At 67.5% G+C, this 26,094-nt stretch carries 29 protein-coding genes, 3 tRNA genes and 1 pseudogene; 13 read left to right on the top strand and 20 right to left on the bottom strand.

Annotated elements, in window-relative coordinates; genetic code table 11:
* The first annotated feature begins 12 nt into the window (after positions 1–12).
* Complete coding sequence (locus tag J9315_RS05305) at positions 13–597, top strand: hypothetical protein (RefSeq protein ID WP_211978940.1); 585 nt, start codon at positions 13–15, stop codon at positions 595–597.
* A gap of 173 nt (positions 598–770) precedes the next feature.
* Here J9315_RS05305 and J9315_RS05310 read toward each other — a convergent pair whose 3' ends face one another.
* Entirely contained in the window at positions 771–1,475 is a 705-nt protein-coding gene (locus J9315_RS05310; RefSeq protein ID WP_119296932.1) for a hypothetical protein, read from the bottom strand.
* A gap of 31 nt (positions 1,476–1,506) precedes the next feature.
* Here J9315_RS05310 and J9315_RS05315 point away from each other — a divergent pair, with 31 nt between their 5' ends.
* Positions 1,507–1,968, top strand: coding sequence for an ASCH domain-containing protein (locus J9315_RS05315; protein ID WP_211978941.1), 462 nt, complete (start codon positions 1,507–1,509; stop codon positions 1,966–1,968).
* Positions 1,969–1,975: 7 nt separating this feature from the next.
* Here the strand turns inward: J9315_RS05315 and J9315_RS05320 are convergent, their stop codons facing one another.
* The 6 genes from J9315_RS05320 to J9315_RS05345 form a co-directional block, all read right to left on the bottom strand.
* Positions 1,976–2,290, bottom strand: coding sequence for a hypothetical protein (locus tag J9315_RS05320; protein WP_211978942.1), 315 nt, complete (start codon positions 2,288–2,290; stop codon positions 1,976–1,978).
* Positions 2,287–2,751 carry a GNAT family N-acetyltransferase gene (locus J9315_RS05325; protein ID WP_211978943.1) on the bottom strand — a complete coding sequence of 155 codons (465 nt, stop codon included), beginning with the start codon at positions 2,749–2,751 and terminating at the stop codon, positions 2,287–2,289. Before J9315_RS05325 ends, J9315_RS05320 begins: the two co-directional genes overlap by 4 nt.
* 61 nt (positions 2,752–2,812) lie before the next feature.
* Positions 2,813–3,160 (bottom strand): TfoX/Sxy family protein, encoded by a 348-nt coding sequence (locus J9315_RS05330; protein WP_211978944.1) that lies wholly within the window; start codon positions 3,158–3,160, stop codon positions 2,813–2,815.
* 49 nt (positions 3,161–3,209) lie between these two features.
* On the bottom strand, positions 3,210–3,566 hold the full coding sequence (locus tag J9315_RS05335; RefSeq protein WP_111437581.1) for a nuclear transport factor 2 family protein: 357 nt from the start codon (positions 3,564–3,566) through the stop codon (positions 3,210–3,212).
* A gap of 87 nt (positions 3,567–3,653) precedes the next feature.
* Positions 3,654–4,088 (bottom strand): SRPBCC domain-containing protein, encoded by a 435-nt coding sequence (locus J9315_RS05340; RefSeq protein WP_211978945.1) that lies wholly within the window; start codon positions 4,086–4,088, stop codon positions 3,654–3,656.
* A complete protein-coding gene (locus tag J9315_RS05345; protein ID WP_211978946.1) occupies positions 4,081–4,416 on the bottom strand; it encodes a metalloregulator ArsR/SmtB family transcription factor in 336 nt (111 codons plus the stop codon). The genes J9315_RS05340 and J9315_RS05345 overlap by 8 nt, the downstream gene beginning before the upstream one ends.
* 69 nt (positions 4,417–4,485) lie before the next feature.
* Here J9315_RS05345 and J9315_RS05350 point away from each other — a divergent pair, with 69 nt between their 5' ends.
* Entirely contained in the window at positions 4,486–4,722 is a 237-nt protein-coding gene (locus J9315_RS05350) for a WYL domain-containing protein (RefSeq protein WP_211978947.1), read from the top strand.
* A gap of 177 nt (positions 4,723–4,899) precedes the next feature.
* On the opposite strand, the gene J9315_RS05355 is transcribed toward J9315_RS05350, so the two are convergent.
* From J9315_RS05355 to J9315_RS05385, 7 genes are all read right to left on the bottom strand, one after another.
* Positions 4,900–4,981 (bottom strand) — tRNA-Leu (locus J9315_RS05355).
* A 49-nt stretch (positions 4,982–5,030) separates the two neighbouring features.
* A complete protein-coding gene (bcp, locus tag J9315_RS05360) occupies positions 5,031–5,507 on the bottom strand; it encodes a thioredoxin-dependent thiol peroxidase (RefSeq protein ID WP_198499273.1) in 477 nt (158 codons plus the stop codon).
* A 142-nt stretch (positions 5,508–5,649) separates the two neighbouring features.
* The gene (locus J9315_RS05365; protein ID WP_211978948.1) at positions 5,650–7,404 is read right to left on the bottom strand and encodes a biotin carboxylase N-terminal domain-containing protein; all 1,755 of its coding nucleotides are present in this window, start codon (positions 7,402–7,404) and stop codon (positions 5,650–5,652) included.
* Between the two features lie 3 nt (positions 7,405–7,407).
* Complete coding sequence (locus J9315_RS05370; RefSeq protein WP_211978949.1) at positions 7,408–9,033, bottom strand: urea amidolyase family protein; 1,626 nt, start codon at positions 9,031–9,033, stop codon at positions 7,408–7,410.
* Complete coding sequence (locus J9315_RS05375; RefSeq protein WP_211978950.1) at positions 9,030–9,866, bottom strand: putative hydro-lyase; 837 nt, start codon at positions 9,864–9,866, stop codon at positions 9,030–9,032. The genes J9315_RS05370 and J9315_RS05375 overlap by 4 nt, the downstream gene beginning before the upstream one ends.
* Positions 9,863–10,633, bottom strand: coding sequence for a 5-oxoprolinase subunit PxpA (locus tag J9315_RS05380; RefSeq protein WP_211978951.1), 771 nt, complete (start codon positions 10,631–10,633; stop codon positions 9,863–9,865). Before J9315_RS05380 ends, J9315_RS05375 begins: the two co-directional genes overlap by 4 nt.
* A 1-nt stretch (position 10,634) precedes the next feature.
* Positions 10,635–11,807: an NRAMP family divalent metal transporter gene (locus J9315_RS05385; RefSeq protein ID WP_211979263.1), complete on the bottom strand. Its 1,173-nt coding sequence runs from the start codon at positions 11,805–11,807 to the stop codon at positions 10,635–10,637.
* A 387-nt stretch (positions 11,808–12,194) separates the two neighbouring features.
* On the opposite strand from J9315_RS05385, the gene J9315_RS05390 reads away from it, so the two are divergent.
* The 8 genes and pseudogenes from J9315_RS05390 to J9315_RS05425 form a co-directional block, all read left to right on the top strand.
* Entirely contained in the window at positions 12,195–12,833 is a 639-nt protein-coding gene (locus J9315_RS05390) for a GntR family transcriptional regulator (RefSeq protein WP_198499267.1), read from the top strand.
* Positions 12,834–13,323: 490 nt separating this feature from the next.
* Entirely contained in the window at positions 13,324–14,238 is a 915-nt protein-coding gene (locus J9315_RS05395) for a hypothetical protein (RefSeq protein ID WP_211978952.1), read from the top strand.
* A 22-nt stretch (positions 14,239–14,260) separates the two neighbouring features.
* A complete protein-coding gene (locus tag J9315_RS05400) occupies positions 14,261–14,800 on the top strand; it encodes a DoxX family protein (RefSeq protein WP_211978953.1) in 540 nt (179 codons plus the stop codon).
* 88 nt (positions 14,801–14,888) lie between these two features.
* Complete coding sequence (locus J9315_RS05405; RefSeq protein WP_211978954.1) at positions 14,889–15,710, top strand: fumarylacetoacetate hydrolase family protein; 822 nt, start codon at positions 14,889–14,891, stop codon at positions 15,708–15,710.
* A gap of 114 nt (positions 15,711–15,824) precedes the next feature.
* The gene (locus tag J9315_RS05410; RefSeq protein WP_211978955.1) at positions 15,825–16,517 is read left to right on the top strand and encodes an FCD domain-containing protein; all 693 of its coding nucleotides are present in this window, start codon (positions 15,825–15,827) and stop codon (positions 16,515–16,517) included.
* Positions 16,518–16,746: 229 nt separating this feature from the next.
* Positions 16,747–17,205 (top strand): hypothetical protein, encoded by a 459-nt coding sequence (locus J9315_RS05415; RefSeq protein ID WP_198499262.1) that lies wholly within the window; start codon positions 16,747–16,749, stop codon positions 17,203–17,205.
* A gap of 56 nt (positions 17,206–17,261) precedes the next feature.
* The gene (locus J9315_RS05420) at positions 17,262–17,948 is read left to right on the top strand and encodes a hypothetical protein (RefSeq protein WP_211978956.1); all 687 of its coding nucleotides are present in this window, start codon (positions 17,262–17,264) and stop codon (positions 17,946–17,948) included.
* 543 nt (positions 17,949–18,491) lie between these two features.
* Positions 18,492–19,625, top strand: a pseudogene (locus tag J9315_RS05425) (IS1249 family transposase); the annotation flags it as partial.
* A 138-nt stretch (positions 19,626–19,763) separates the two neighbouring features.
* On the opposite strand, the gene J9315_RS05430 reads toward J9315_RS05425, so the two are convergent.
* The 6 genes from J9315_RS05430 to J9315_RS05455 all read right to left on the bottom strand — a co-directional run bounded on the left by J9315_RS05430 (position 19,764) and on the right by J9315_RS05455 (position 24,886).
* Positions 19,764–19,836 (bottom strand) — tRNA-Lys (locus J9315_RS05430).
* 102 nt (positions 19,837–19,938) lie between these two features.
* Positions 19,939–20,259, bottom strand: a complete 321-nt coding sequence (locus J9315_RS05435) for a co-chaperone GroES (RefSeq protein ID WP_140954658.1) — start codon at positions 20,257–20,259, stop codon at positions 19,939–19,941.
* Positions 20,252–20,539, bottom strand: a complete 288-nt coding sequence (locus J9315_RS05440) for a DUF3618 domain-containing protein (RefSeq protein ID WP_137826388.1) — start codon at positions 20,537–20,539, stop codon at positions 20,252–20,254. Before J9315_RS05440 ends, J9315_RS05435 begins: the two co-directional genes overlap by 8 nt.
* A gap of 95 nt (positions 20,540–20,634) precedes the next feature.
* Positions 20,635–21,372 carry an ASCH domain-containing protein gene (locus J9315_RS05445; protein ID WP_249121038.1) on the bottom strand — a complete coding sequence of 246 codons (738 nt, stop codon included), beginning with the start codon at positions 21,370–21,372 and terminating at the stop codon, positions 20,635–20,637.
* 3 nt (positions 21,373–21,375) lie between these two features.
* Positions 21,376–22,986 (bottom strand): hypothetical protein, encoded by a 1,611-nt coding sequence (locus J9315_RS05450; protein ID WP_211978957.1) that lies wholly within the window; start codon positions 22,984–22,986, stop codon positions 21,376–21,378.
* A gap of 109 nt (positions 22,987–23,095) precedes the next feature.
* Entirely contained in the window at positions 23,096–24,886 is a 1,791-nt protein-coding gene (locus tag J9315_RS05455; protein ID WP_211978958.1) for a hypothetical protein, read from the bottom strand.
* A gap of 225 nt (positions 24,887–25,111) precedes the next feature.
* Here J9315_RS05455 and J9315_RS05460 point away from each other — a divergent pair.
* Both J9315_RS05460 and J9315_RS05465 read left to right on the top strand, forming a co-directional pair.
* Positions 25,112–25,184: transfer RNA gene (locus J9315_RS05460), tRNA-His, on the top strand.
* 265 nt (positions 25,185–25,449) lie between these two features.
* Entirely contained in the window at positions 25,450–26,088 is a 639-nt protein-coding gene (locus J9315_RS05465) for a hypothetical protein (RefSeq protein WP_211978959.1), read from the top strand.
* Positions 26,089–26,094 lie beyond the last annotated feature (6 nt).

Here is a 26,094-nt window from a genome sequence, read left to right on the forward strand (position 1 = left end):
TACCGTCGGGGCATGAATGACGACAGCGTGGCCTACGACCGCATCGAATACACCGAGGTCGACGACATCCTCGAGTGCACGACCGACACCTCGCATCCCGTGCTGCTGACGAAGGCGGCGCTGGACGGAACGCCGGCCGAGGTCGTCGACTGCAATCGCGAACTCGTCGCCCGCTCGCTCGACCGTGCGGGGACGATCGAGGATCTCTCCCGTGACTCCGTCCGCAGCAGCTACGTCGACCTCTACCGGGCCGCGGTGACCGAACGCGGGTGGGCCTGGTACCGCGACCGCGTGCCCCGCACCGCCAGGGAGCTCGCGCTGCAGGGACTCAAGCTCATCGGCGCGCGCGAGCACCTCGACCTCGTCGTCCGGGCGATCGAGGAGGACCTCGACGACGAGGCCTTCCGCTCGGCCTTCGACACCGCCGAGGCGGCGACCGCGCTCGAGGCCGCGAACGCCGCATTCCTCCTCGACCTGCCGACGATCAACGTGCTCAGCGAGACCGACATCGAGACCGCCCTGAGCATCGAGTTCTCCGGCTCCGGTCTGCCCGCCGACTACCCGCGCTGGCGCGGTGACCTGACGATCTTCGACTGAGCGGTGGCGGCCGCCGGAAGCGGCACGACGTGACGGCCTGCGCTCGCGGTTGGCGGCAGCTGCCTGAGTGGGACGCCGTCTGGCTCTCTCCACGCACGGTTTGCGGTCACGACACCGAGGCGGAACAGCCGAATCGGTGACGCGGGCTCGGTTCTGCGACCACGAACGGCCGCTCAGAGCTTCGGCTCGCCCCAGATGCCCATGGCGAGGAAGACGAGACCGGCCAGCAGCGTGAAGCCGGTTGCCCACGGTCGCAGGTCCGCCTCGGCGAGGCGGGCGAAGAACCCGGAGATGCGGTCGGAGATCCGGGGGAAGCGGTTCCACGCCCAGGTGAGGAGCACGTACGGTGCGATCATCGCGGCGATGAAGACGAGGAAGGTGACGCCGCGGACGGCGATGTCCTCGCTGACGGCACGGACGATGCGGGCGACGATGTACATCGTCGCGAAGTCGCTGAAGCTGATGACGGTGTTCGAGACGCCGATGACGATCATCGCCCACGGTTTGCCGGTGGGCTTCTTGTGCGGCTTCTTCGGCTTCGGCGGACGGCGCAGTCGGAGGGCCATGATGATGCCGGCGATGAGGAAGAGGACGCCCGCGGCGAGGTCGACGCCGCGGCGCACGAGCACCTTCTCGACGTCGCGGCTGACGAGGGTCTCGAGCGTGTGCGGGTCGATGACCTGGAGGGCGAGGAGGATGACGGTGGCGCCGATGACGAGACCGAGGAGCATGAAGCCCATCGCACGCTTCGCCCGCGGGACGTCGGTGAGGACGCGCAGGGACTCGGCGATCGTCGTCGGGCTGATGCCCATGACGAGGCCGAGCCCGATGAGGCTGACGGCGGCGCCGACGAATCGCAGGAGGTCTGTCTCAAGCATGGGAGCAACATTACCGGGGTAGGGTCGCTCCATGGACGACACGAGGCTTGCCGATTTCTGGGCCACGGCGCGGGCAGCCGAGCCGTCCCTGCCCCCGGCCGTTCCCGCGGCGTGGGCCTTCGGTGCGGGTCCCGCGCAGGCCGACGACCTGCTCGCGCTCGTCCTCGCCGGCGTCAAGACGGCGACCGCCTCGGCCCTCGATGACTACGATGTCGACGGAGAGCCCGTTCCCCGAGCTGGAGATGCGAGCATCGTCCTCGATGGCCGGGACCGACCGCGGGCTGTCATCGTCACCTCGGCGGTGGAGATCCTTCCCTTCGCCGAGGTGACCGCGGAGCATGCGTGGGCCGAAGGCGAGGGTGATCGTTCGTTGGCTCACTGGAGAGCCGTGCACGAGGATTTCTGGCGTGCCCAAGCTGCCCATCCGGCCGGGTTTCGGCCCGACATGCCGGTCGTGTGCGAACGGTTTCGGCTCGTGTTCGCCGCTGACTAGGCGAGCCTCACGCGCTGGTTGCGAACCGGACGGGAAAGAGCTCCGTTCGGGCGACGACGCGTTCACGTTCAGCTGCCTGCCCGCCGCGGCGGGGATCGGCGAGGTAGGAGTCGAGGGCGTCCTGCGAGGCGAATCGGTAGAACTGCACCTCGTCGGGGTGGCCGTCCGCACCGTCGCAGAGTGCTCGGGAGAGGATCTCGCCGCCGTTCTCGGGGATGAGCGTCAGGACGTCGGATTCGTAGGCATGCATGTCATCGGCCAGGCCCTCACGTGCCCAGATCAGGCAGCAGAGCAGGATCTCTGCCGAGGCAGCGCCGGTCATGATGCGGTGGGAGCTGCGTCGTAGGTGAGCCAGTGCGTCTTCGTTGCGACCTTGTCGTAGAGGGCCTGGGCCTGTGTGTTGTCATCGGCGGTGATCCAGCGGACGACGGACCGTCCTTCGGCAGCGGCGATGTCCTGGAGTCGGGCGATGAGAGCGCGCCCGGCCCCCGTGCCGCGGGCCTCGGGTGCAGTGAAGAGATCGTCGAGCCAGATCCCGATCGTGCCGGTCGAGGGCCGGGAGAAGCGACGGTAGTCGGCGATCGCGACGATCTGACCGTCCGCCTCGGCGACAAGACTCTCGCTCTCGTGGGACGGATCGCTCACCCAGCCCCAGACCCGAGCGACGACGTCCTCGGATTCGGGGAGGTGGTAGAACTCGCGGTAGTCGCGGAAGAGCTCGCGCCAGCGGGCCTCATCGGCTGATTCGACCGGGCGGACGGTCACCTCTGCATTCGCACTCATGAGGTCACTGTAGGACCGAACCTGCCCGATGAGGAAGAGTCGGGCCAGCTCCGCGCCGGAATCAGCCGCGTGTTCCGGTGACCGCCCGATTGTGCTCGAGCGCCACGTCGACCCAGCAGGTGAGGTCGGCCTCGCTGTCGAGTGCCGCCGCCGCGACCTCGATCCAGCCCGGCCCCATTGTTCGTCCGGCACCCATCTCGGCCTGCGCGGCTCCGGGGCGGTCAAGCAGCTCGGCGTGCCGATCGGCATCGACGCGGACGAGCAGGGCACCTGACTTCAGCGCACACACGGCGAGCTTCTCGCGGACCATGAACGAGCGACCGCCGAACATCGAGACCTCGCGCACGACGGATTCCTCGGCGAGCGCGGTGCGCACACGGTCGACGAGGCGCGTCTGCTCCGGGGTCATCATCGGCTCACACCCGGCGATGACGGCAACGACGATCTCCGGCGCAGCATCACTGAGGGGGAGGGCCGTAGGAGAGGCGGTCGAACATGAGCACGGTCTCCGTGATCTTGCCGTCGCGCACGGTGAAGAGCTCGGCCGCCGGAGTCGTGCCGGTCTCAGCGGTCTGCGGATAGTAGAGACGAACGATGCGGTCCCCGTCGGAGAATTCGCCGATCTCCTCGACGCCGGTGAGCATCGGAGCGAAACCGCCGATGAACTCGGTGTAGGCCTCGATGCCGGTGATGTCCTGACCTGGTGCCCGACAGACGATGTCGTCGGCGACGAGGGCCATCGCCTCGTCGATCCGGTTGTTCGTCCATGCATCGTGGTACTGCTGCACGACGTCCGCTGCGGTGTTCTCTGCCATTGTTCTCTCCTCTTCGAGTGGTGGAACCTGAGTGGTGGATCCTGTGCGGTGGAACGTGAGTGACTCGGCGAGCGAACCGTGCGATCATCAACCCGGCAGCGGCCGCCAATCGTCGGGGTCGTTGACGGCACCGGCGCCGGCGACGACGAGCCGCGGCAGGAAGTGCGCCCAGCCGTGGGCGTGGCCGGGCACCTCGGCTTCGGGCAGGTCCGAATGGATGAGGTCGACGCGGGTGCCCGAGTCGGTTGCCGTGAGCCGGAACTCGACGGTCGAGGCACCGACCGGCAGATCCGCACTCCCGGGGAAACCCCAGGAGACGACGACACGGTGGGGCGGATCGAGATCAATGAACTCGCCGCGCACCGGATGGCCGGCGATGTCGACAGCGAACCGACCGCCTCGGCGAGGGTCGAGGTCGGCGAACTCGCCCATCCACGCCGTCATGCCCTCGTTCGTCGTCAGGTAGGAGAACACCGTCTCCGGCGCGGCGGCGATGTCGACGGAGTCCGTGAACTCAGCCATTGCCGCCCCTCTCCCGACTCTCGACGGCGGTCTTGAGGGCGGCGAGCTTCGTCGGCCAGAAATCGTCGAGATACGACCGCACCGCCGCCAGTCCGTCGGTGTCGACGGCGAAGAGGTGGCGCGTGCCCTCCCGGGTCCCGGTGGTCAGTCCCGCTTTCGCCAGCACACCGAGGTGATGCGACGTCGTCTGCTGGGAGAGTCCGACCTCCTCGGCGATCGTTCCCACCGGCTTCGGTGCCGAGCGGACCGCGCGCAGGATCGCCCGGCGGTTCCCGTCGGCGAGCGCACGCAGCGCCCGGTCGAGCTCGGGTTCGGCTTCGGCACTCATGTCCGTCCTCGGTGATCGGATGCGCTGACACCCTCACCATAACACAAATATTCATTTGTACTTATGGATATGAGTGAATTGGGTGGAGCGGAGAGCCGCCGGCAAGGCGGGGCAGAGCAGGGGGAAGGGGATGCGCCGAGGCGGTGGTTTCTCGTCGCGCACTGTCGGGAGCGTGAGGCCATCCGGTGGTTCGTCCTCGACCAGATCGTCACTGCGCACCTCACAGCAGAAGCGGCGACCGACATCCCCGTCGCCGCGGTCGGAGCTCCGCCGCCGACGGCCCGGGCAGTGGCCGGCGAGAGCTGACCGGGCGGCCGCCGGGCGGGAATCCCGCACGCGACGATCGGATTTGCGCCAGTCGCGTCTGAGATGGACAGTGCAGGAACTGGCCATCTCGGTTCCAACTGGCGCAAACTCGGACTCGCCAGGCGGGTCGAGACGCCGAACGGCCCCCGACCGTGGTCGGGAGCCGTTCACCTCACGTGCGCGAGAGGGGACTTGAACCCCTACGTCCGAAGACACTGGAACCTAAATCCAGCGCGTCTGCCAATTCCGCCACTCGCGCGCAGGCCGCACCAAGCCTAGCAGGGCACGGGCACGCGGCGGAACGGGAATCAGGCGGCGGCGTCGATGCCGAGCGCCTTGCGCAGCCGCGCGACGTGCCCGGTCGCCTTGACGTTGTACTGTGCGAGTTCGACCTTGCCCTCGGCATCGACGACGACAGTCGAGCGGATGACGCCCTGGACGACCTTGCCGTAGTTCTTCTTCTCGCCGAAGGCACCCCACTCGTCCATCATCGCCTTGTCCGGGTCGGAGAGCAGCTCATAGGTGAGCCCTTCCTTCTCCTCGAACTTCTTGAGCTTCTCCGGCGAATCGGGGGAGACGCCGAGGACGACGAGACCGGCAGACTTGAGCGCCGAGAGCGAATCCCGGAAGTCACACGCCTCGGTCGTGCAGCCGGGCGTCATCGCTGCGGGGTAGAAGTAGACGACGACCCGCTGACCCCTGAAGTCGGACAGGCTCACCGACTTCCCGTTCTGATCGACGAGCGTGAAGTCCGGGGCGGTGTCGCCGACTGACAGACGTGGCATGGAATCTCCTCTGTTGCATCCGATCGTTGCTGCCCCTCCACTCTAGCCGCGACGCCGGACACGACCCTCACGCGGCAGGACACGACCATCGCCGAGGCGGTGCACCGCCCCAGCCCACCGTTCCGGCCCTATCGACAGCCCGTCACCGGACCCTGGCGATCGCCTCCCCGACGGCGACGGTGTCACCGACCGACGCGATATGCGACAGCGTCCCCGCTGCCGGAGCGGTCACGCGGGTCTCCATCTTCATCGCCGAGAGCACGGCGACCTCGTCGCCTTCGGCCACCTCGGCGCCATCGGCGACGAGGAAGTCGACGAGGCTGCCCGGCACCGGCGCCGTGACCGGAGCCGACCCGTCATTGGAGTCCGCATTCCCCGCGGAATCAGGCGAAGATCCGGCGTCCGCACCCGCCGACGCAGATCCTCCGACCGACCCGAGGGCCGCAAGCAGTGACTCGGGCAGACCGATCGTCGTCATCCGCCCGTCGATCTCGATGTCCATCCGCGTCAGGCCCTCGGCTGCGACCGGCGCCGGCCGGTCCTGCGGGCCGAACTCGGGCAGCAGCTCCGCTTCGATCCACTGCGTGTCGATGCCGATGACATCGCCGGCGAACGCAGGATGGCGGAGGATCGCGAGCGATGCCGGCAGCACCGTCGCGGGCCCGGTGACGGTGAGCTCGCGCGCGGCAGTGATCGTCCGGGCGATCGCCGTCGCCCGGTCCGGGCCGTGGACGATGAGCTTGGCGAAGAGCGAATCGAAGGCCGGCTGCACGGTGTCACCGCCGCGTACTCCCGTATCCCAGCGCACTCCCGGCCCGCCGGGCACGGTGAGCGCCTCGATGCGCCCCGGTGTGGGAAGGAACCCGCGACCGGGATCCTCGGCGTTGAGACGCAGCTCGATCGCATGCCCCCGCACCTCCGGCGTCTCAGTCAGCGACAGCCCCTGACCGAAGGCGATGCGGAACTGCTCGGTGACGAGATCGACCCCGGTGACCGCCTCGGTGACGGGATGTTCGACCTGGAGACGGGTGTTGACCTCGAGGAACGTCATCGTGCCGTCGGCGGCGAGGAGGAACTCGACGGTGCCCGCGCCCCGATAGTCGACCTCGGCGCAGATCGCCTCCGCCGAGCGCTGCAGGCGGTCCCGCTGCTCGGCGGTGAGATTCGGCGCAGGGGCCTCCTCGACGAGCTTCTGGTTGCGCCGCTGCGCCGAGCAGTCGCGGTCACCGACGGCGACGACGGTGCCCCGCCCGTCGCCGACGACCTGGACCTCGACATGGCGCGGATGCTCGAGGAACTTCTCGACGAAGCACTCGGGACGACCGAACGCCTCGACGGCCTCACGGGTCGCCGATTCGAAGGCCCCGGCCACCTCGGCGAAATCGCGGACGATCTTCATCCCGCGCCCGCCCCCGCCGTGTGCGGCCTTGATGATGATCGGCAGACCGGCCTCGCGGGCGAAGTCCTCGACCTCGGCGGCGCCGGTCAGCGGCCGGTCGATGCCCGGGGCCAGCGGTGCCCCGACCTTCTGCGCGAGCTGCCGAGCGGTGACCTTGTCCCCGAGCGCGGTGATCGCCTCCGGACTCGGCCCGATCCAGATCAGCCCCGCGTCTTCGACAGCGGCGGCGAACTCGGCGTTCTCGGAGAGGAACCCGTAGCCGGGGTGGACGGCCTCGGCCCCGGAGGCCTGGGCCGCGGAGATGAGGGCCGTGATGTTGAGGTAGGTCTCCGCGGCGGTCGTGCCGGGCAGTCCGATGGCGACATCGGCGAGCTGTGCGTGCAGGGCCGTGGCGTCCTGATCGGCATAGACGGCGACGGAGGTGTGCCCGTTCTCGGCACACGCGCGGATGATGCGGACGGCGATCTCGCCGCGGTTGGCGATGAGGATGGTCGACATGGCTCAGCTTTCGTCGGAGGGGTCAGAGGAGGTGGAATCGGCGGCTGCGGCCGTACGGAAGCGGATGCGCACCCCCGGGGGCAGCTGCGCGGCGAGGTCGGTGTCGTCGACGCTGGCGATGATCGGATAGCCCCCGGTGAGCGGATGGTCGGGCCCGAAGAGCACCGGTTGGCCGTTCGGCGGGACCTGCAGGGCACCGGTCACCGCGCCTTCGCTCGGCAGCTCACCGGTCCGCGCCCGCTCGAGCGGCACCTCCCCGGCCAGCCGCAGACCGACCCGATCCGATTCGTGCGTGACCGTCCACTCCTGCGTGAGCAGGGTGTCGATGCCGGCAGACGTGAACCAGTCGTCCCGCGGACCGAGGGCGACCGTGAGCTCGACGAGGTCACCCGGTGCCGGCAGAACCCGATCCGCGCCGAGGCGGGGCCCGGGATCGACGAGATGCGGGGCCGTGACCGGATCGCCCAGGTCGATCGTGTCCCCGGCCGTGAGTGCGGCGGGCCCGAGGTGGGCGAGCGTGTCCGCCGAGGCGCTGCCGAGCGCCGTGTCCGCGATGATCCCGCCGCGGACGGCCAGGTAGCGACGCGCACCCGTCTCGGTCGGCCCGAGCTCGAGTATGTCCCCGTCGACGAGGGAGAACGCCTCGCCGAGGCGGTGGCGGAACACCGTTGTGTCAGCGGCGGTCACGGTGATCGGGCCGCCGGCGCCGGTGACCGCGGCGACCCCGTCACCGGTGACGCGCAGGCTGACCCTGCCGCCGAAGCTCTCGAGGACCGCGGCGGACTCGGCGTTGCCGACGAGGCGGTTGGCATCGACGAGGGCGGAACGGTCGGCGGCTCCCGCGCTCGATGCGCCCATCGATGCGAACCCGGGGCGCCCGAGGTCTTCGATGAGGAGCTGGAGGCCCGGCTCGATGACGGTGAGGAAGTGGGACGCTGAGGACTCCGCCGCGGACGTCTCCTCCGAGGACGGCGCCTCCGCCGACGCAGGCGCCTCCGCCGCTCGCGCGCTCGCTCTCCCGGCGTCGACGAACGTCACGATGGTCCCGGGCACGAAGAGCGCCGGGGGCTGCCGGTCGAGGTCCCAGAGGATGGCATCGGTGTGGCCGATGAGCTGCCATCCGCCGGGGGAGGCCCGGGGGTAGACCCCGGTGAACTCCCCGGCGAGGCCGACCGCCCCGACGGGCACGCGGGTGCGCGGAGACGACCGGCGGGGCACGTCGAAGAGCGGGTCGTCGCCGGCGAGGTACCCGAACCCGGGGGCGAACCCGGAGAACGCGACCTCCCAGCGGGCGCGCTGGTGGCGGGCGACCACCTCGGCGGGGGAGACGCCGAGGAGGTCAGCCACCTCGGCGAGGTCCTCACCGTCGTAGCGGACGTCGATGGTCACGGTGCGCCCGGACCCGGTCGCGGAGTCGGTGACGTCGAGTCCGGAGATGGCCTCCTCGAGGGCCGGCGCCGAGGTGCGGGCCGGGTCGAAGCGGATGAGCACGGTCCGCGCGGCGGGCACGAGTTCGACGACGCCGGGCAGCGCCGCCGTCTCGAGGGCATGGTTGAGCTGCATCGATGCGGCGAGGTCGGCGGATTCGACGAGGAGATGCCGGCGGGAGGCGGTGCGGAAGACGGTCACTGGCGGTAGTCGCTTTCGGGGGCGTCGGTGATGAACATCCGCCCGGGGGAGTGGGTGAGGGCGAACGGCGGGGCGGATTCGGCGATCGCGACCTGCGGGGTCACCCCGCACGCCCAGAACACGGGGACGTCGCCGTCCTCGATGACGGGCGGGTCGCCGAAGTCGGGGGCGTCGAGATCGCGGATCCCGAGGGCCGCCGGGTCGCCGATGTGGACGGGAGCCCCATGGACGGCGGGGAAGCGGTCGGTAATGCGGACCGCCTCGGCGACCTGTGCGGCGGGGATCGGCCGGAGCGAGACGACCATGTCCCCGGAGATCCGCCCGGCGGGCCGGCACGCGGTCGACGTGCGGTACATCGGCACGTTGCGCCCGGCCTCCTGGTGGCGGATGGGGATGTCGGTCCGTGCGAGGTCGGCCTCGAATGTGAAGCTGCAGCCGATGAGGAACGACACGAGGTCCGGGTGGTCGGCGAAGACGGACGAGGCGTCGTCGACCTCGGCGGTCAGTTGCCCGTCCTCCCACACCCGGTAGCGGGGAAGGTCGGTGCGCAGATCGCTGCCGGCAGCCAGCGCCGATTCGACTCGGCCGGGCTCGAGGACGTCGATGACCGGGCACGGCTTCGGGTTGCGCTGGGCGAAGAGGAGGACGTCGAAGGCCCAGTCGGCGGGCACGGCGATGAGGTTGGCCTGGACGAGCCCGGATGCCATCCCCGAGGTGGGGCCGGTGAAACCGGCACGGATGCGGGCGCGGGCCGCGACCCCGGCCGCCGCCCCGGCCGACGTCTCCGCCGGTGTCGAGGGAGGTGCCCCGGCCGCCGCCCCTGCCGGTGTCACGGCTGTGCTCCGACGAACGGGGCGATGCTCACCCCGGCGTCGGTGAGGATGTCGCGGGAGGCCTGGGCCATCTCGATCGAGCCGCGGGAATCCCCGTGGAAGCAGATCGACTGCGCGTCGACGGTGATCGTCGACCCGTCGATCGCTTCGATCTCCCCGGTCTCGACGAGGCGCAGCACGCGGGCGGCGACGAGCGCCGGATCGTCGAGGACGGCCCCTGACTCGGTGCGGGAGACGAGCGAGCCGTCGGGATTGTAGGCGCGGTCGGCGAAGGCCTCGGCGGCCACGGTCAGTCCCGCCTCGGCGGCGATCCGGTTGGCGACGCTGCCGGCGAGGCCGAGGAGGACGAGGCTCGGATCGACGGCCCTGACGGCGGCGGCGACGACACGGGCCTGGGCTTCGTCGTGGACGATCGTGTTGTAGAGACCGCCGTGGGGTTTGACGTAGCGGACACGGCCGCCGACGGCCGTGGCCAGTCCGATGAGGGCGCCGATCTGGTACTCGACCTGGGCCTGCAGGGTCGCTGCGGGCACGTCCATGGGGCGCCTGCCGAAACCCTCGTAGTCGTCGTAGCCGGGATGGGCGCCGATGATGACGCCGCGGTCGGTCGCCTCGGCGACGGTGTGCTTGATCCCTTCGGGACTGCCCGCATGGAACCCGCACGAGACGTTCGCGCTGGTGACGATGCCGAGCATCGCATCGTCGTCGCTGACGATCCGGTCGGGGACGTTCTCCCCGAGGTCGGAGTTGAGGTCGATGGTCGTCATATCAGGCTCCTATTCCGATCATGGCGAAGATGGGGCCGATCGACTGAACGGCCATGTACCAGGTGAGCAGGGTCGCCGCCGTGCCGATGACGAGCAGCCACTTGGGGTAGGAATCCGTGCGCAGCAGCTGCGGGCGGAACCAGCCGATGTACATGAAGATCGTCAGACCGATCGGGAGGATGAGGCCGTTGAAGCCGCCGACGAAGACGAGCAGGGTCGCCGGTGCCGTGCCGACGATGAGGTAGACGACGAGGGAGACGACGATGAAGGCCACGGTCGCCAGCTGCAGCGGCCAGCCGCCGCCGAGGCGCTTCGAGAACGCGGAGAGGAACGTCGCCGAGGTGTAGGCCGCCCCGATGACCGAGCTCAGTGCCGCGGCCCAGAAGATCGCCCCGAAGATCCGGATGCCCGCATCGCCGAGGACCGCGGCGAAGGCCTGACCGGCGGGGTTGGCGACCTGGCTCTCGATGTCGAGGACGACCCCGGAGGCGACGACGCCGAGGATCGCGAGGAAGAGGACGTAGCGCATGATGCCGGTGACGACGATGCCCGAGAGCGCCGAGCGCATCACCGACGGCGCGTTCTCCGGTCCGGTCTTGCCCGAGTCGAGGTAGCGGTGGGCCCCGGAGTACGTGATGTAGCCGCCGACGGTGCCGCCGACGATCGTCGTCACGGTCGCGAAGTTGATCGAGTCGGGCAGGACGCTCTGGCGCAGGGCCTCGCCGACGGGCGGCTGGGAGACGATGGCGACGATGACGGTGAGGACGATCATCCCGACGCCGAGGACGAGGACGACGGCGTCGACGACCTTGCCGGCGCGTTTGAAGAGGAAGATGCCGATCGCGAGCACGCCGGTGAGCAGCCCGCCGAGCTTCGGGTCGATCCCGAGCAGCGCGTTGAGGCCGAGCCCGCCGCCGGCGATGTTGCCGATGTTGAAGGCGAGTCCGCCGACGACGATGAGGATCGAGAGGACGATGCCGGAGCCGGGCACCGCGGAGGAGGCGAGCTGCGCGGCGCGCTTGCCCGACGAGGTGATCATCCGCCAGATGTTGAGCTGGATGGCGATGTCGATGAGGATCGAGACGAGGATCGCGAATGCGAACGCCGCCCCCATCTGCGCGGTGAACGTCGCGGTCTGGGTGATGAAGCCCGGTCCGATCGCCGAGGTGGCCATGAGGAAGATCGCCCCGACGATCGCGCTGCGGCTGATCGCGGACTTCGTCGCCGCCGCGGCCGAGTCCGTCTGTGCGGTCGTGAGCAGGTGGGCCGATTCGGTGCTCTGCTGCGCTGGCCGGGGATCGGGACCTGGACCGGGATCCGGCGACGGGGACCCTGATGACTGTGACATGCGTTCTCCACGGTGAGTTCGAAGGCGGTTCCGGATCGCGCGCAGAAGCCGACTGCTGTGTCGTGCCCCACAGGTTCACCGAATATTGGTAAACAATGTAGCACCGATTGTTCAACAAGAATAGACGTGCGTCACAATTCGGGCGCCGAGGTTGTCGTGCACTCGGCCGCGCCTGTGTGGCTGTGCGGTGAGGTGAGTGACTACGATGGTGGTGTGAATCACGAATCGTCCCTGGTCAATCGCCTCACCGATCGCCTCATCGCAGGCTCGCTCCGACCCGGGACGCGCCTGTCCGAAGCGGCGCTGGCCAAGGAGTTCGACGTCTCGCGCAACACGCTGCGCGAGGCGTTCCGGGTCCTCGGCGAACAGGGGCTCATCGACCACGTCCCCAACCGCGGGGTCTCCGTCGCGTCGCCGAGCACCGCCGATGTCATCGACATCTACCGCGTCCGCCGCGCGGTCGAGTGCACCGTGCTCGCCCATGCGCCCCGCGCACACCCGGCCGGTGCGCGCATGCTCCGGGCGATCGAGGAGGCGAAGGCCGCGGCCGAGGCCGGCGACTGGCTGCAGGTGGGAACGTCGAACATGGAGTTCCACAACGGCGTCGTCGCGCTCTCGGACAGCGTGCGGCTCATGCGCTCGTTCGGCAATGTCCTCGCCGAGCTGCGGCTGGCCTTCCTCAAGGTCGAACTCCTCGACTTCCTCCACGCGCCGTTCGTCGAGCGCAACGAGGAGGTCTACGATGCCTACGTCAACGACAGCCCGGCCCAGGCGGCTGCGCTGCTCGGCACCTACCTCGGCGATTCCGAGCGGCAGGTCCTCGGCGCCTACGCCCGCGCCGGCCAGGGGTGAGTCGAAGCTGAGGCGGCGTGGGTGACGTGCCCCTGCTGGGGTGAGCCGCGGCTCTTGGGGTGAGCGGTGCGGGCAGTGGTGGGATGCGGCTGAGGCGGCGTGCGCGACGCGCCCGGCTCCCTGTCGGCCAGAAGTCGATATGCGTTCGACCAGTCGCCGGCATTTCGATTTTTCGCCTGCGGTGTCGGGCGCTCATGTACTTCTCGCCGGCACCACCACCTTTCGCCGACGCCCGCACTTTCCGCGAACACCTCGCATTTGCCGACACCACCACTTTTCGCACGCGCCGCCACCTTTTGCAGTCGCCACCACCTTTCGCCGCCACCTCGCGGCCGCGCACAGGCGCTCCCGACATCCCTGTCGCCGCCCCCACCCCTTGACATTGAATATATTGAATACTATTAATTGACGTGTCAGGGATCACAGCGAAGTGATCGGCCCCGTGGTTCGCAGCTGAACCCGGGCGCCGACCGAAGAGAGGAGCGGCCCGATGAGACCATTGGTGCAGCGACTGGGATACGTCACGGTGGAGTCAGCGGACCCCGAGGGGCTCGCGCAGGACACCGCCGACAAGATCGGCGCGCGCGTCGTCGAGAGGGCCGAGGACGGAACGATCCTCATGTCCTCCAACCAGCGCCATGCCGAGTACATCATCAAGCAGGCCGACGGGAACCGGCACGCGCAGTGCGGTCTCGAGGCCGTCAGCGCCGATGCGATCGACGAGGTCAGGCGCCGCTGCGAGGAAGGCGGGCTCGAGGTGCTGACGACGACGCCGTCATCGGAGGCGATCGAGAAGTCGGTGACCTTCGTGACCTCCGAGAGCCACGTCTTCGAAGTCCACACGCCGATGCGCCATGATCGGGCGCTGCGGTACAAGGGACCGGGCATGCGCCCCAAGGGCCTCGACCACGTCAACTTCACCGCCGCCGACCCCGAGCGCTGGACGCACGAGATGAACGTCTCGTGCGGCTTCCTCCTCAGTGAGCGCAGCACCGGGCATGAGATCGCGTGGCTGCGCGGGGCCGACGGACGGCACCACACGGTGGCGATCGTCGCCAGCGATGTCGGCGGCCTCCATCACACGAGCTGGGAGTTCAACAGCTTCCAGGACTTCCGCGGGATCGCCGATTCGCTCATTCCCGACGAACGGCGCCTGACGTGGGGTCCGGGTCGTCACGGGGCCGGCGACAACCTCTTCATGTACTTCACGAACTCCTCGGACTTCCTCATCGAATGCATCGCGGAGATGGAGGTCATCGACGACATCTACGCGGAGCCGCGGGTCGTCGACCCCGGCGAGAACCTCTCGAACTGGAAGCTCGTCGACCTCTGGGGATCACGGCCGCCGATCGAGTGGGTCGAACAGAACACCGCGCTCGCCCCCGAATCGAGTTTCCCGGCCTGAACCCGGAAGGACCGTGATCGACATGGAACTGACGAGCATGGACTGGGGCATCGCCGGACTGCGGGTGATCCTCGCCGCCATCCTCTTCGCCCACTCGACGCAGAAGCTGTGCGGATGGTTCTCGGGATCGGGACCCGTCGCGACAGCGGGACTCTTCGAGAAGCTCGGGCAGCGGCCGGGCCACGTCATGGTCCGGGTCGCCTCGGTGTTCGAGCTCATCGCCGCGGTCAGCCTGCTGCTCGGCCTGCTCACTCCGATCGGGCTGGGACTGGCGGTCGCGACGATGATCGTCGCCGGATCCGCGCTCAGCGCAGTGAGCGGCAAATTCTGGAATGCGCTGGGCGGGGGCGAATACCCCTTCTTCATCGCCGCGGTCGTCGCTATGCTCGGGATCACAGGACAGGGCGCCCTTTCGCTTGACGCGGTGCTCATGCCGCAGATCGCTGCCCTCTACCCGGTCGTTCTGCCGGGGGCGATCGTCGTCGGCATCCTCGGTGCGATTCCCATGGTCATCCGCACGAGACGTGCGGTCCGCGACGCCGAGGCGGGGGCCGAGTCATAGACGACAGCAGATCGGCGGTCCTCACAGTGGGGCCGGCACAGACACGAACCAACAAGCAGCAGCACCGAAGACACGAAGGAGACTGACAATGCCACTCATCGGATATCTCGACAACGGGGTCCGCCACATCGGCGAGGTCCGCGGGGACGACGTCTACCCCATCGGCACCGTCGAGGCGTTCTACGCGGGGGAGGTCGATGCCCCCGCCGAGGATGCCGCACCGATCGCGCGTGCCGAACTCACCGAAGCCCCGTTCGTGCCGGAGACCTCACGGGTCTTCTGCGTGGGCATCAACTATCATAGCCATGCCGAGGAATCGAAGCGCGGCGCCGGCCAGGATCTGCCGAAGTTCCCGATGATCTTCGGCCGGTGGGAGTCGACGCTCGTCACCGACGGCACGACGGTGCCGGTCCCGGCGAACGAGGGGCTCGACTGGGAGGTCGAACTCGCCTTCGTCATGAAGGACACGGTGTGGATGGCCGACAAGGAGACCGCCCGCAGCCACGTGCTCGGCTACACCGCGTTCAACGACATCAGTGCGCGACAGAAGCAGCTCGCGACGACGCAGTTCACACTCGGCAAGAATGCCGACCGCTCGGGTCCGATCGGTCCCGAGCTCTACCGGCCCGACGAGATCGGCGACGTCGACAATCTCACCGTGACGACGACCGTCAACGGCGAGGTGATGCAGAACGGCAATACACGCGACCTCATCTTCAAGATCGAGGATCTCATCGCCTACATCACCGATACCGTGACGATGCTGCCCGGCGATGTCGTGGCGACCGGCACGCCCGGGGGAGTGGGGCTCGGCCTCACCCCGCCGAGGTACCTCGGACCCGGTGACGTCGTCGAAGTCGAGGTCGAATCGATCGGGAAGCTGCGCAACGAGATCGTCGAGCACTCCTGAGGTCGGGGGCGGGGCCGCGGCGTCGCTGTCGGCGGCGACCGCGTCCCCGCTTCCGTACAATGCAAGGGCGGCACGTGCCATGGCGGTGCGTGCGGAGACGATGATGGAGGGCGCATGGCGCGGGAGATGAATGTGCAGGTGAGTGCGGGCAGCGGACGGTCACGGGCCGTCGAGGTGGCTGACCTCCTTGCGCAGCGGTCCCAGAAGGCCGACCCCAATACGCATCTGGGGACGAAGCAGAGCCTGTGCAAGGAGATCGGGGTGGCACCGGGCACCCTCAACGAGTCGCTGCGCATGCTCGAGGCGCAGGGTCTCATCACGATGCGCACCGGCCCGGGCGGCGGAGTGTTCTCCGCTGAGCCCGATCCGTTCGTCCACATCGGCCAGGCGATGATCCGCGTCCGCGACGATGCGCGGTCGGTGGCCCAGTCCGCCGTGGTGAGGAATGCGCTCGAGCCGGAGGTCGTGCTCGATGCCGCACTCAACCGGACCGAGGAGGACCTTGCGCGCCTCCGCGAGCGCATGCGGGTCATCGAGGCGAAGGTCGATGAGGACCTCGGTCTCGCGCACGCGATCTGGGATTTCCACCGGGCGGTCTATGCCGCCGCGGACAACGAGGTCCTCGCCTCGATCTGCCGTGGCCTGCTCGACCACATCGCCGGCCACGCCGAGGCGATCCTGCCGAAGACTCCGGCACAGAAGCGGACCCGTGTCGAGGGTCATCGTGCGCTGCTGACGGCGATCGAATCCGGTGACCCCGACGCGGTCGCCGAGGCGATGGAGCTCCACGAGGAGGCGCACCGCTGACGGCCCGCCGGTCGCCAATGCGAAGAACCGCCGTTCGGATGATCCGAACGGCGGTTCCTGTGTGCTGTGCGCCCCCCCCGGGACTTGAACCCGGAACCCACTGAATTGGGCTCATCGATCTCGTGGGTTTCTCTGGGTACTCATTGTTCTAACTGGGTGAAGGTGGGGGGGGGGGGGGGGCTGAGCCTGTCATAAACTACACAGACGTAGTTGATCGAAGGGAGAAAGCATGAGTGTCGGAGCATTCGTGACGATCATTGTGGCCGTTATCGCAGCTTTGGCGAGCATCACGGGAGCGATTGTCGCTTACCGTGCGGCAGGTCGGGCTGCGAATTCGTCTCAGCTGATCGCTCGTGAGAGTCACGGGGTGGCCGCTATCGATCGGCAGTCTGACGAGCTGAGGGAGGCATTCGACAAGTTCATTGAATCGTTCGCAAATGCGCGTGACATTGATAAGCAGATGCAGGTGAGTGCTCGACTTGACCAGCTCGCCTCTTGCACCGGAGCTACAACTGAACTGCAAGCAGCGTGTACCGCTCTGATCAGTGCAGTCACCTTTCAGCCACGGACTGAACCGCAGCTGTTCCCCGGCATGTTGTTTCGTGGCCCGATGAGCAGAGTCACTCGCGAATATCGCAATTCGCAAAATGCGCTATCCGCCAAGCGAGCCGCGAAACTGTCACGCTAGACGCTCACTCCGATATAGGCCGCGATCTTCTGCTGACTGGTGACTACCATTGCGGTATGAAACTCTCCTGGCTTGTTTGGGCACTTGTCGTCGTATTCGGCAGTGTCGTGACATGGATGCTGATCGTTCACAACTCAAGCAATGGGCTCAGTGTTCGGATCGGCTCATGGGCGCAGTTGCTCGCAGCTGCGGGAACGCTGGGTGCTGCGGCTCTCGCATTGAGCACTGCTAAAGAGAACCGGGCGCAATCGCAGAAAGCGAATGAGGCTTTGGCTGCCGCGACCCGACCGCAGCTATCGCTTCATATGCTTCCGATGATGAAACAACGTGCTTACTTGCAGCCGAATGAAACTGTGTACCTTTCCATCTCGAACTTGTCCGCGTTCGTCGCTCCGCGGATTCGAGTCAATTGGAACACTCAAGATGGCATGCCTCATGAAGCTTGGATCGACCGTCTACTGGGTGATCCAAACCCGGAGAAGGGCCTGATAGGTGAGCATGTGAGTTACAGCGGAGATGCGAGTACGTCAGCAACCGTCCAGCTGGGAGTGGCGTCAAACTTGGATGAACAAGACAACCGAGTTCGACTCTATTACGCCAGTCAATTTGGCAATGGAGGGTGGATGGAGGTTCACAGATGGGAGGCGTGGAACACTAGCTCCGACCCCGAACATCCCGCCTGGCAGCATAGGCACACTATTGAGGCTCCCAAATGGATGACCCTGAGCGAGATGGGCTTCTGACTACTCATGGGAACGGCACATCCTATACGCAAGTGAGTATCGGACTGCTGGAAGTTTGTTTGACCCAGACGAATGCGTCAGAAGGTGGGAACAACGTCGGCATCCTGCATCTCACTAGTAACAACTGCGGACCGTTCGAGGGTCGCGGTCGATGAGCCATGGATTGGTACTCATAGGGACAGAACCCAGGCCTACAGTGACATATGGAGCTTGGCGAAGGCCCAACCGAACACGATAGCGACTACGCCTCTGAAGGAGCCGGTCGAGGAGCTAGAGGTCCCCGCCGTCTATGACACGGGGTTCTCGTGGGAAGACGGGATCGGCATCCAGTCAGGATGGGGCGGACGACGTAGGTGACGCACCCGGCACAGACACACTTTTTGGCCTACAAGCCACAGATCCCGGAAAGGAGCAGTGTCGGGGTTATAGGCCAAAAAGTGTGTCCGTGATCGTCCCGGATCCCAGCCACACCAAGGACAATCACCTGATTGCTTAGCTCTGATCGCTTAGCATTCGTAGGGTGCTTGCAATCGACCGAAATGTCAGATCTGTCAGACAACGCTGAAGAAGAACGGCACGACCAAGGCCGGAACCACCCGGTACAGGTGTCCCGCCTGCGGAGCCTCCAGCAGCGCCAAACGCCGAGGATCGACACAACGATTCGAACTGCGCGCCTTCCTCGACTGGCTCCTGGGACCAGCACCACAACCAGCCCACACACCACTGGGCAGCCCCCGAACGTTCCGGCGCCGCACATCCTGGTGCTGGACGATCCACCCAACAGTGTCCCCGACCTCTGAAATCCATGATCAGATCATGCTCGATGGCACCTACACCAACGGGTGGTGCGTCCTCATCGCCTACACCGGCACTCACGTCATCGACTGGCAATGGTGCGACCACGAAAAGACCGCGTCCTGGACGGCACTCATCTCAACCATCCCTGCACCCCGCTACGCCATCGTCGATGGCAACGGGCCGTTGACAACGACGATCGAGAGACTCTGGCCACAGACACGAATCCAACGCTGTTACTTCCATATCCAGCACGCCTGTAACACGCATTTGACGAGGACGCCGACCCTGCCGGCGAACAAGGAACTTCAAGCGATCTACCGGGCCCTGTCGAAAGTCCAGACGTGGGATCAGGCTGCAGCGTGGCTGGCCGAGTTCGCGACATGGGAAGCGAAATGGGACCGTATGCTCAAACAGCGAACCTATGCCCGCTCCAGCACGAGCAGACCCGCCCACGTCAGGCCCGGGCAGACATGGTGGTACACGCATCTGCGCACGCGCCGGGCCCACGGGTTCCTGGCCAAACTCATCGCGAAGAACCATCTGTTCACCTGGCTCGAGGCCGCCGACGAAGGGGTCGTGATCGCGAAGACGACGAACGCGTTAGAAGGCGGTATCAACGCTGGCATCAAGCATCTCAAACGTCACCACCGCGGACTGTCTGAAGACCACGGACGACGAGCCGTGGATTGGTACTTATGGGACCGAACACAGGCCCACAGTGACCCGTGGACTCTGGCGAAGTCGCAACTGAAAACGCTAGCGACAACGCCTCTGAAGGAGCCGGTCGCCGAGCCTGTAGGTCCCGCCGTCTATGACACGGGGTTCTCGTGGGAAGACGGGATCGGTATCCAGTCAGGATGGGGCGGACGACGTCGGTGACACACCCGGCACGGACACACTTTTTGGCCTATAACCCCAGTGTCGACACGCCCTGGCTATACACACAATTTGATCATTAACCCTCACAATGCGAAGAACCGCCGTTCGGATGATCCGAACGGCGGTTCCTGTGTGCTGTGCGCCCCCCGGGACTTGAACCCGGAACCCACTGATTAAGAGTCAGTTGCTCTGCCAATTGAGCTAGAGGCGCGTGCCGCGCACGTTGCGCAACGAGAATTAATACTACTCAGGAGCCCGCCTCGCGTGCAAACCGAATCCGGGGATTTTCCGGTTTTGTGACTGAGGTCGCAGGTCAGAGGTACATTCCCGCGCTCGACTGCTCGGCCGGCTCGGAGATCGCATGGACGTCGCGCTCCCGCAGCAGCACGTACGCCTGACCTTCGAGCTCCACCTCGGCGCGGTCTTCGGGATCGTAGAGCACGGTGTCGCCGAGGTTGGCCTGCCGCACGTGCGGCCCGGCGGCGACGACTTCGCCCCAGACCAGCCGCCTGCCCATCGTGGCCGTGGCGGGGATGACGATGCCGGCCGCCGACTTGCGCTCACCGGCCTCCTCACCCGGATCGACGAGGATCCGGTCGTGGAGCATTCGGATCGGCAGAGCAGTGTCAGGCACGCTCGTCCCGACCGGAGAACCCGACGATGAGGGCGGCGACGCCGAGCACGGCACCGGCGCCGAGGGCGATGGCCTCGGTCTTGGGGGAGCCGTCCTCATTGATGACGGTCGACTTCGCCTTGTCGACGGCGCGGTTGAGCAGGGCTTTCGGGTGCAGGCGTCCCACCAGTTCGTCGATGTTGCCGGTCAGCCGCTCCTCGCGCAGCCGGATCGATTCGGCCAGCTGTGCTTGGGTGGCGTTGTCGACGGTCACATCTGAGGTGTAGACGTTGTCAGTCATCGGGTCGAATCCTCCGAGTCGCGAATGCATTGTTCACCTGTGACTGGGCGTCACAGGACCTTGCCGTCCAGCTTAGCCGTTGACTTCTCCCGGTGTCAGATACACGGCTCGGAGTGCCGGAATCTCACGACGTCGACTGTGGCATCGCGCGGTATGTCCGGATAGTGCCCGCGCAGACTGGTGCGATAGTCGTCGGCGGTCGTCGTCCCGGTCAGGCCGAGACCGGCTTCCGTCAGTTCGGTCAGCGGTGTCGGCTCGACGGAGTGGATCTCGATGGGCACCGGATCGCGGTCGGTGTTTTCGAAGTACGCAAGCGCGGGTCCGACGACGGGGGACTCTCCCCAGCGGACCGTGACGGTCTTGCTGCCGTTCTCGACCGCCTCGGCGTAGCGGGCATTGAACCTCAGCACCCGGAGGGGACCTGCATCAGGATGCCGGTAGGAGGTGGGAAGGAGCGCAGCGATGGGAACGACCGTCGCCGAGGCGGCTGATCGGTGCGACGAATCATCGCCGGGGAGGGCGACGAGGATGTCGGGGTGAAGGTCGAGAAGCGTCTGACGGCATCGACCGCAGGGCGCGAGAAGCCCGCGATCCCGATCCCCGACCGCGGCGATGGTCACGAGCGGACCCGCGCCTGCGGTTGCCGCCGCACCGATCGCCACGATCTCAGCGCAGGGTCCGCCGGTGAAGTGGTAGACATTGACGCCGAGGTGGATGCGGCCACGCGTGTCCATGGCCGCTGCCGCAACGGTGTGGTTGGCATCCTCACCGAGCATCGTCACCAGGTCCTCGGCTGCGGCGATGACGCGCAGCTCAGCGGCCTGGGGCTCCACCGCTCAGTCCTGCTGCTTGTTGCGGCGGCCGACGAGGAAGAGGATGAAGCCGACAGCGGCCATGCCGAACGCGGCGAGGACGAGGACCGGCCACGAGCTCACGATCGTCGAGATGAGCGACTCGCCGAACGAGCTCGCCGGCTGATTGTTGCCGCGCGGTGCCGTCTGGTCGCCGCCGGTGATGAGGTCGGTGTCGTCCTCGGGAGTCGGGACATCGGGATTGCGGGGGACCGGGTCCGAATAGTCCGGGTGCGGTGCGCTTCCGCCGCCGGGCACCCAGCTGTCGCCCGCATCGCCGGGGATGACATCGCGATCGGTGCCCTGCCCGTTGCCCGTCGACGGGGCTTCGGTGTTCTCCTCGTCGCCGGCGCCAGTGCCTCCGTCGGCACCGGACGAGGCATTCGCGTCGGCTCCGTCGGCACCGGTGCTCGGTGACGGGCTCGGGCGCTCGTCACCGCCGTTCGCGGCGGAGTTCGCTGATCCCTCAGCCGATGCTCCCGCCTCGGCGCGTCCGTCCGCAGTCGCCGACGAATCCCCGCGGGACCCGGATCCGTCCGAGCCCGAGGAGCCTTCCGATCCCGCGCCGCTGTCGTCGCCCGGTGAGTTCGCGTCGGACGACGTCGAGGAATCGCCGCCGTCGGAGCGGCCGCCGTCGGAACCGCCACTCGAGGTGCCGCCGCCCCCGGCGGTCGAGGAACCGTCGTTCGACCCCGTCGATCCGCCGTCGGAATCAGGGTAGGGCGTCCCGGTGACGGTGATCGTGTTCGTGCCGTTGACGTCTCTGACCTCGAAGTCCCATTCCGGATCACTGGTGAAGTTCGCGAACGTCACCGGGCGGTCCGTCGCCGGGTCGATGACCTCACCGGCCGCGTTGAGCGAGAACGTCGTCGGCACTGCGGCGGGGGCTCGGTTGTCGATGGGGTTGCCGCTGTCATCGGTCTCACCGTTCGCCTCGGCGCCGGTGTCGGTGTCCGGGGAGTCGCCGGCGGCACCGGGATCCGACCCGGCATCTGAGTCCGACCCGGCATCGGAATCGGAGGGCGCCTCGGTCGACTGCGCCGGCACACGAGCCCGCGACGGGGGACCGGAGAACTGGGCGCCGACCCAGCTCTCGGGCATGCCGGCGTCACCGTCGGGGAGCTTGAGCTGCTTCGTGTCAGTGTCCCAACCGGCGCGCAGCGGAACGGTCTTCGCCGCGCAGGGCTCGCCGTCCGGCGCGGTGGTCGGGTCCTCGCACCTGGGGTCATCGGTCCCGCCGCCGTCGGCAGCGCCGTCACTGTCCGCATCGGGGCCGGGGATGACGCCGTCGGATTGGCTTGTGCCATCGGCGCTCGCGGTCGAACCGTCCGCCGAGGTGGAGCCGTCGGCCGACCCGCCCGATGAGGCGGTGCCGTCGGTTCCCGAGCCGGAATCGGCTTCGGCGCCGGACTCCGCGCTCGCCCCATCCGCACCCGCATCGGAGTCAGCGGTCGCCGCTGACCCGGCATCCGCCTCGGCGACGGCCGGAGCTGCATGCACAGGGGTGGGGGCGAGCGTCAACGGCAGCGCCACGAGGGTAAGAGCAGTGCCGAAAGCGGCCACGGTGCGGCTGAGCTCTCGAGTGGTGATCGACACTGTGGTCCTTCGGGTGGAGATTCCGGTCAACGTCCCTTCAGGGTGGCATGACGCGAAGGCGCGCCGGCCACCATCATAGTGGCTGAGCGAACGCTGTAAAAGCGCGCGGTCAGCCGCCCGGGGTCGCGGGCTTCTTCGGGTAGGCCCGGATCGTCGAGTCGGGGCCGTCGACGATGGCGAGATTGCCCGCGTCCGTGACGGCGAGCAGTCGCGTGTCGGACCGGTACGCCGCCTGTCCGGCAAGGAGGCATGCCGCTTCGCTGTCGATCGTGCAGGGAACGATCGTGCCCTTGGGCTCGGAGAGGTTGATGTCGCGGCCGGAGGTGTCGACGAGGAGCAGACCCGTTTCGAGGTCGAAGAGGTACGGGCCGATGTAGGCGCGCTGCCCGCCCTGACCGCGGACCCACGACATCTCGCCGACGATGTCGGTCGTCGTCGTCACCGTCGAGAGGATCGAGCCGTCCTCGAGGGAGTGGACGACGAGCTGGATGCGGTGACCGCTGTTCGTCGACGCCCCCTGCTCGCCCCACAGGGCGATGACCTTGCCGTGGCCGGCGGAGATCCATTTGATGATGCGCAGGCCGTCGGCTGGGGATTCGAGCCCGATGCTGCGCTCGTCGCCGCTGGTGATGTTCGTCGCCACGACGGGCCCGTCGTAGTCGGCACTGTAGAGCTCGCCGTTCTCGACGGCCATCGGGGTCGACCCGCTGTCGGGGGTGGGAATGTCGATGAGGCCGTCCTGGCCGAAGGTCGCGAGCTTGTTGCCGGACTTGACGAGCACGCTCGTGCCCGCGGAGGAGATCCGCGCGTTCGTCGGCAGCTGGTAGGTCTTCGGGGTGCTCTCGCCGTCGAAGAGCGCCTGCGCGGAGTCGCCGACCTGCCACAGGAGGGCGGCGCGGCCGTCGATGCGGGTGTCGACGGCGAAGGTCGGGGCCTCATCGGTCTGTCCGGAGTAGCGGACCGTGCCGTCGGCGGCGTCGAGGACCTCGAGGTTGCCGCCGTCGACGACGAGGACACCGCGGTCGGAGGCCGTCACCGAGGCGGTGCCCGGGATCTTCGCCTGCCACGTCGGCGTGTTCGCGAAGCTCGGGACGATGTCGTCGGTCTTCTCCACCGAGATGTCGGAGGCGGGGTTGAGCTGCTGGTCGGAGGCGATGGTCTGCGGGGAGTCCGTGGCGTTCGTCGGCACGATGTTGGGCACGACGAACGCGCCGATCATGAGGATGGCCATGCCGATGAGGACGAGGCCGGGAACCGTGAGCCTGCCCAGTCGCGTCTTTCCCGACCGCGGCCCGCGTGTGCGCGGCGGTTGCTTGCGCGGCGGCTTCTGCTTCGGTGCCGCAGGCGCCTGTGCGGCCGGACCCGAGTACGGGGTGCCGAGCGGATACTCATCCGCGGTCGAGCCCGCATCGGTCGTCGCCGGCCCGGTGCTATCGGTGGCGCGGTCGTGGCCGTCGGTCGCGCGGTGGGCGGCGTCCGCCTCGGCGGGGGACTGCGCGGACGTCGAGGACTGGGCGGATGCGGGGGAGGCGTCCGGAGTGGACCCCTGACCAGGGGAGTCGACCTCGGAGTCGATCCTGGCGGGGACGGTGATCGGCTGGGTGTCGTCGGCGGCCCGCGCCGAGGTGGTCCCCAGGGTCGGCTCGGGCGCGGCGCTTCTCGTCGCGCCGAGTTCGGTCTCCGTGGTCTGCGCCGGGACGATCCTGCCGGTTACGTCGATCTCGACGTCGACTCCCTGGGCGCCGTCGCCGATCGTCACGGTCACCGGAGTCTCCGTGGCGCGCGCATAGTCGCCGAGGTACGCCATGGCCTGACCGGTGTCGGTGTAGCGACTCGTCGCCCCATCGAGGGACAGGTAGGCATACCCGTCCTGGGAGACAGAGATCAGCGCACGTGGCATGTAATAGGGGTCCTTGAGCAGGTCGACGGCAGGGCGGTGACAATCCTAGTGAATGAGTCGTGCACCTCCCACCGAGTTTCCGAAACCGTTATACATCTCTACGGAATCGTTGCACGTCAGGAGATCTGCGTCTCATTATTCCCGTCCGTGCCTGCTGGTTTGCCCGGCAGCGGCCTGGGCGGTTAAGCTATATCTTGCTGTCTGCACCTCTGTGCGGGCTGTGTGGTGGGTATAGCTCAGCTGGTAGAGCGCCGCGTTGTGGTCGCGGATGTCGCGGGTTCAAGTCCCGTTACTCACCCCGATGGGAAAGCCCCGTGGATCCTGAGGAATCTGGATCCACGGGGCTTCTCGCATGTCCGCACCGAGGTGGTCCCGTGCCGAGGCGTGCCCACGCCCAGGTGGTCCCGCACCGAGGTGGTCGCCTCGGGCGTCCGATGTTCCAGTCCTGTCACCGTCTGTGCCCTGTTGAGCACCTGTGGGCAGGGTGTGCGCGGCTAACGTCGATCTCGTTCGATCAGTCGCCTGCCGAGAGCCGGTGACGACCATTCCGTGAAAGGGACATCATGAACCGCCCCACCAGACTCGTCGCCCGCTCCGCCGCTCTCGCCGCCGCTGCCCTGCTCACTCTCTCGGCCTGCGGTGCCGCCGGAGACGCGGAGGAGTCGGCCGATTCCGAAGCCGGCTCCGTCGCCGTCGAGGAGACCACCGAAGCCGCCCCCGAAGCCTCGTCCACCGAGGCGGCTGCTCCGGCTGGGGAGGGCACGCAGGTCGAGATCGGCCAGGAGCTCACCGACAGTGAGACCGGCGATGTCATCACCATCGTCTCCGCGGTCCGCAACAATCCCACCGAATACTACGAAGCCTCCGACAACCCCGACGGTGAGATGGTCTACCTCGAGGTCAAGGTCGTTCCCGGTGAGGACTACGGCGGCACGATCAGCGCCTCGGACTTCTACCTCGACAGTGCCGGCGAGGAGGTCAATTATGCCTCGACTGCTGACGACGAGCTCACGGCCGCCGGCTTCACCTACTTCGAACGCGCGCCGCGCCGCGACGGCGAGCACACCGGCTTCATCCCCGTCTACGTGAGCCAGACCGCCGACACGCTCAAGGGCGCGTACGTCCGCCCCGAGGCGAAGGTCCTCGGCGAGGACCAGACGATCCCCGAGTTCCGCGGAGACTTCGAGGTTCCCGCCTCCTGAGCAGGG

The organism is Brevibacterium sp. W7.2, assembly GCF_018137945.1.
GTDB classification, from domain to species: Bacteria; Actinomycetota; Actinomycetes; order Actinomycetales; family Brevibacteriaceae; genus Brevibacterium; species Brevibacterium sanguinis.

Coding starts and splice junctions, on each gene's coding strand:
- J9315_RS05305 (WP_211978940.1), top strand. CDS start 13: ATGAATGACGACAGCGTGGCCTACGACCGCATCGAATACACCGAGGTC.
- J9315_RS05310 (WP_119296932.1), bottom strand. CDS start 1,475: ATGCTTGAGACAGACCTCCTGCGATTCGTCGGCGCCGCCGTCAGCCTC.
- J9315_RS05315 (WP_211978941.1), top strand. CDS start 1,507: ATGGACGACACGAGGCTTGCCGATTTCTGGGCCACGGCGCGGGCAGCC.
- J9315_RS05320 (WP_211978942.1), bottom strand. CDS start 2,290: ATGACCGGCGCTGCCTCGGCAGAGATCCTGCTCTGCTGCCTGATCTGG.
- J9315_RS05325 (WP_211978943.1), bottom strand. CDS start 2,751: ATGAGTGCGAATGCAGAGGTGACCGTCCGCCCGGTCGAATCAGCCGAT.
- J9315_RS05330 (WP_211978944.1), bottom strand. CDS start 3,160: ATGACCCCGGAGCAGACGCGCCTCGTCGACCGTGTGCGCACCGCGCTC.
- J9315_RS05335 (WP_111437581.1), bottom strand. CDS start 3,566: ATGGCAGAGAACACCGCAGCGGACGTCGTGCAGCAGTACCACGATGCA.
- J9315_RS05340 (WP_211978945.1), bottom strand. CDS start 4,088: ATGGCTGAGTTCACGGACTCCGTCGACATCGCCGCCGCGCCGGAGACG.
- J9315_RS05345 (WP_211978946.1), bottom strand. CDS start 4,416: ATGAGTGCCGAAGCCGAACCCGAGCTCGACCGGGCGCTGCGTGCGCTC.
- J9315_RS05350 (WP_211978947.1), top strand. CDS start 4,486: ATGAGTGAATTGGGTGGAGCGGAGAGCCGCCGGCAAGGCGGGGCAGAG.
- bcp (WP_198499273.1), bottom strand. CDS start 5,507: ATGCCACGTCTGTCAGTCGGCGACACCGCCCCGGACTTCACGCTCGTC.
- J9315_RS05365 (WP_211978948.1), bottom strand. CDS start 7,404: ATGTCGACCATCCTCATCGCCAACCGCGGCGAGATCGCCGTCCGCATC.
- J9315_RS05380 (WP_211978951.1), bottom strand. CDS start 10,633: ATGACGACCATCGACCTCAACTCCGACCTCGGGGAGAACGTCCCCGAC.
- J9315_RS05385 (WP_211979263.1), bottom strand. CDS start 11,807: ATGGCCACCTCGGCGATCGGACCGGGCTTCATCACCCAGACCGCGACG.
- J9315_RS05395 (WP_211978952.1), top strand. CDS start 13,324: ATGAGACCATTGGTGCAGCGACTGGGATACGTCACGGTGGAGTCAGCG.
- J9315_RS05400 (WP_211978953.1), top strand. CDS start 14,261: ATGGAACTGACGAGCATGGACTGGGGCATCGCCGGACTGCGGGTGATC.
- J9315_RS05405 (WP_211978954.1), top strand. CDS start 14,889: ATGCCACTCATCGGATATCTCGACAACGGGGTCCGCCACATCGGCGAG.
- J9315_RS05410 (WP_211978955.1), top strand. CDS start 15,825: ATGGCGCGGGAGATGAATGTGCAGGTGAGTGCGGGCAGCGGACGGTCA.
- J9315_RS05415 (WP_198499262.1), top strand. CDS start 16,747: ATGAGTGTCGGAGCATTCGTGACGATCATTGTGGCCGTTATCGCAGCT.
- J9315_RS05420 (WP_211978956.1), top strand. CDS start 17,262: ATGAAACTCTCCTGGCTTGTTTGGGCACTTGTCGTCGTATTCGGCAGT.
- J9315_RS05440 (WP_137826388.1), bottom strand. CDS start 20,539: ATGACTGACAACGTCTACACCTCAGATGTGACCGTCGACAACGCCACC.
- J9315_RS05455 (WP_211978958.1), bottom strand. CDS start 24,886: ATGCCACGTGCGCTGATCTCTGTCTCCCAGGACGGGTATGCCTACCTG.
- J9315_RS05465 (WP_211978959.1), top strand. CDS start 25,450: ATGAACCGCCCCACCAGACTCGTCGCCCGCTCCGCCGCTCTCGCCGCC.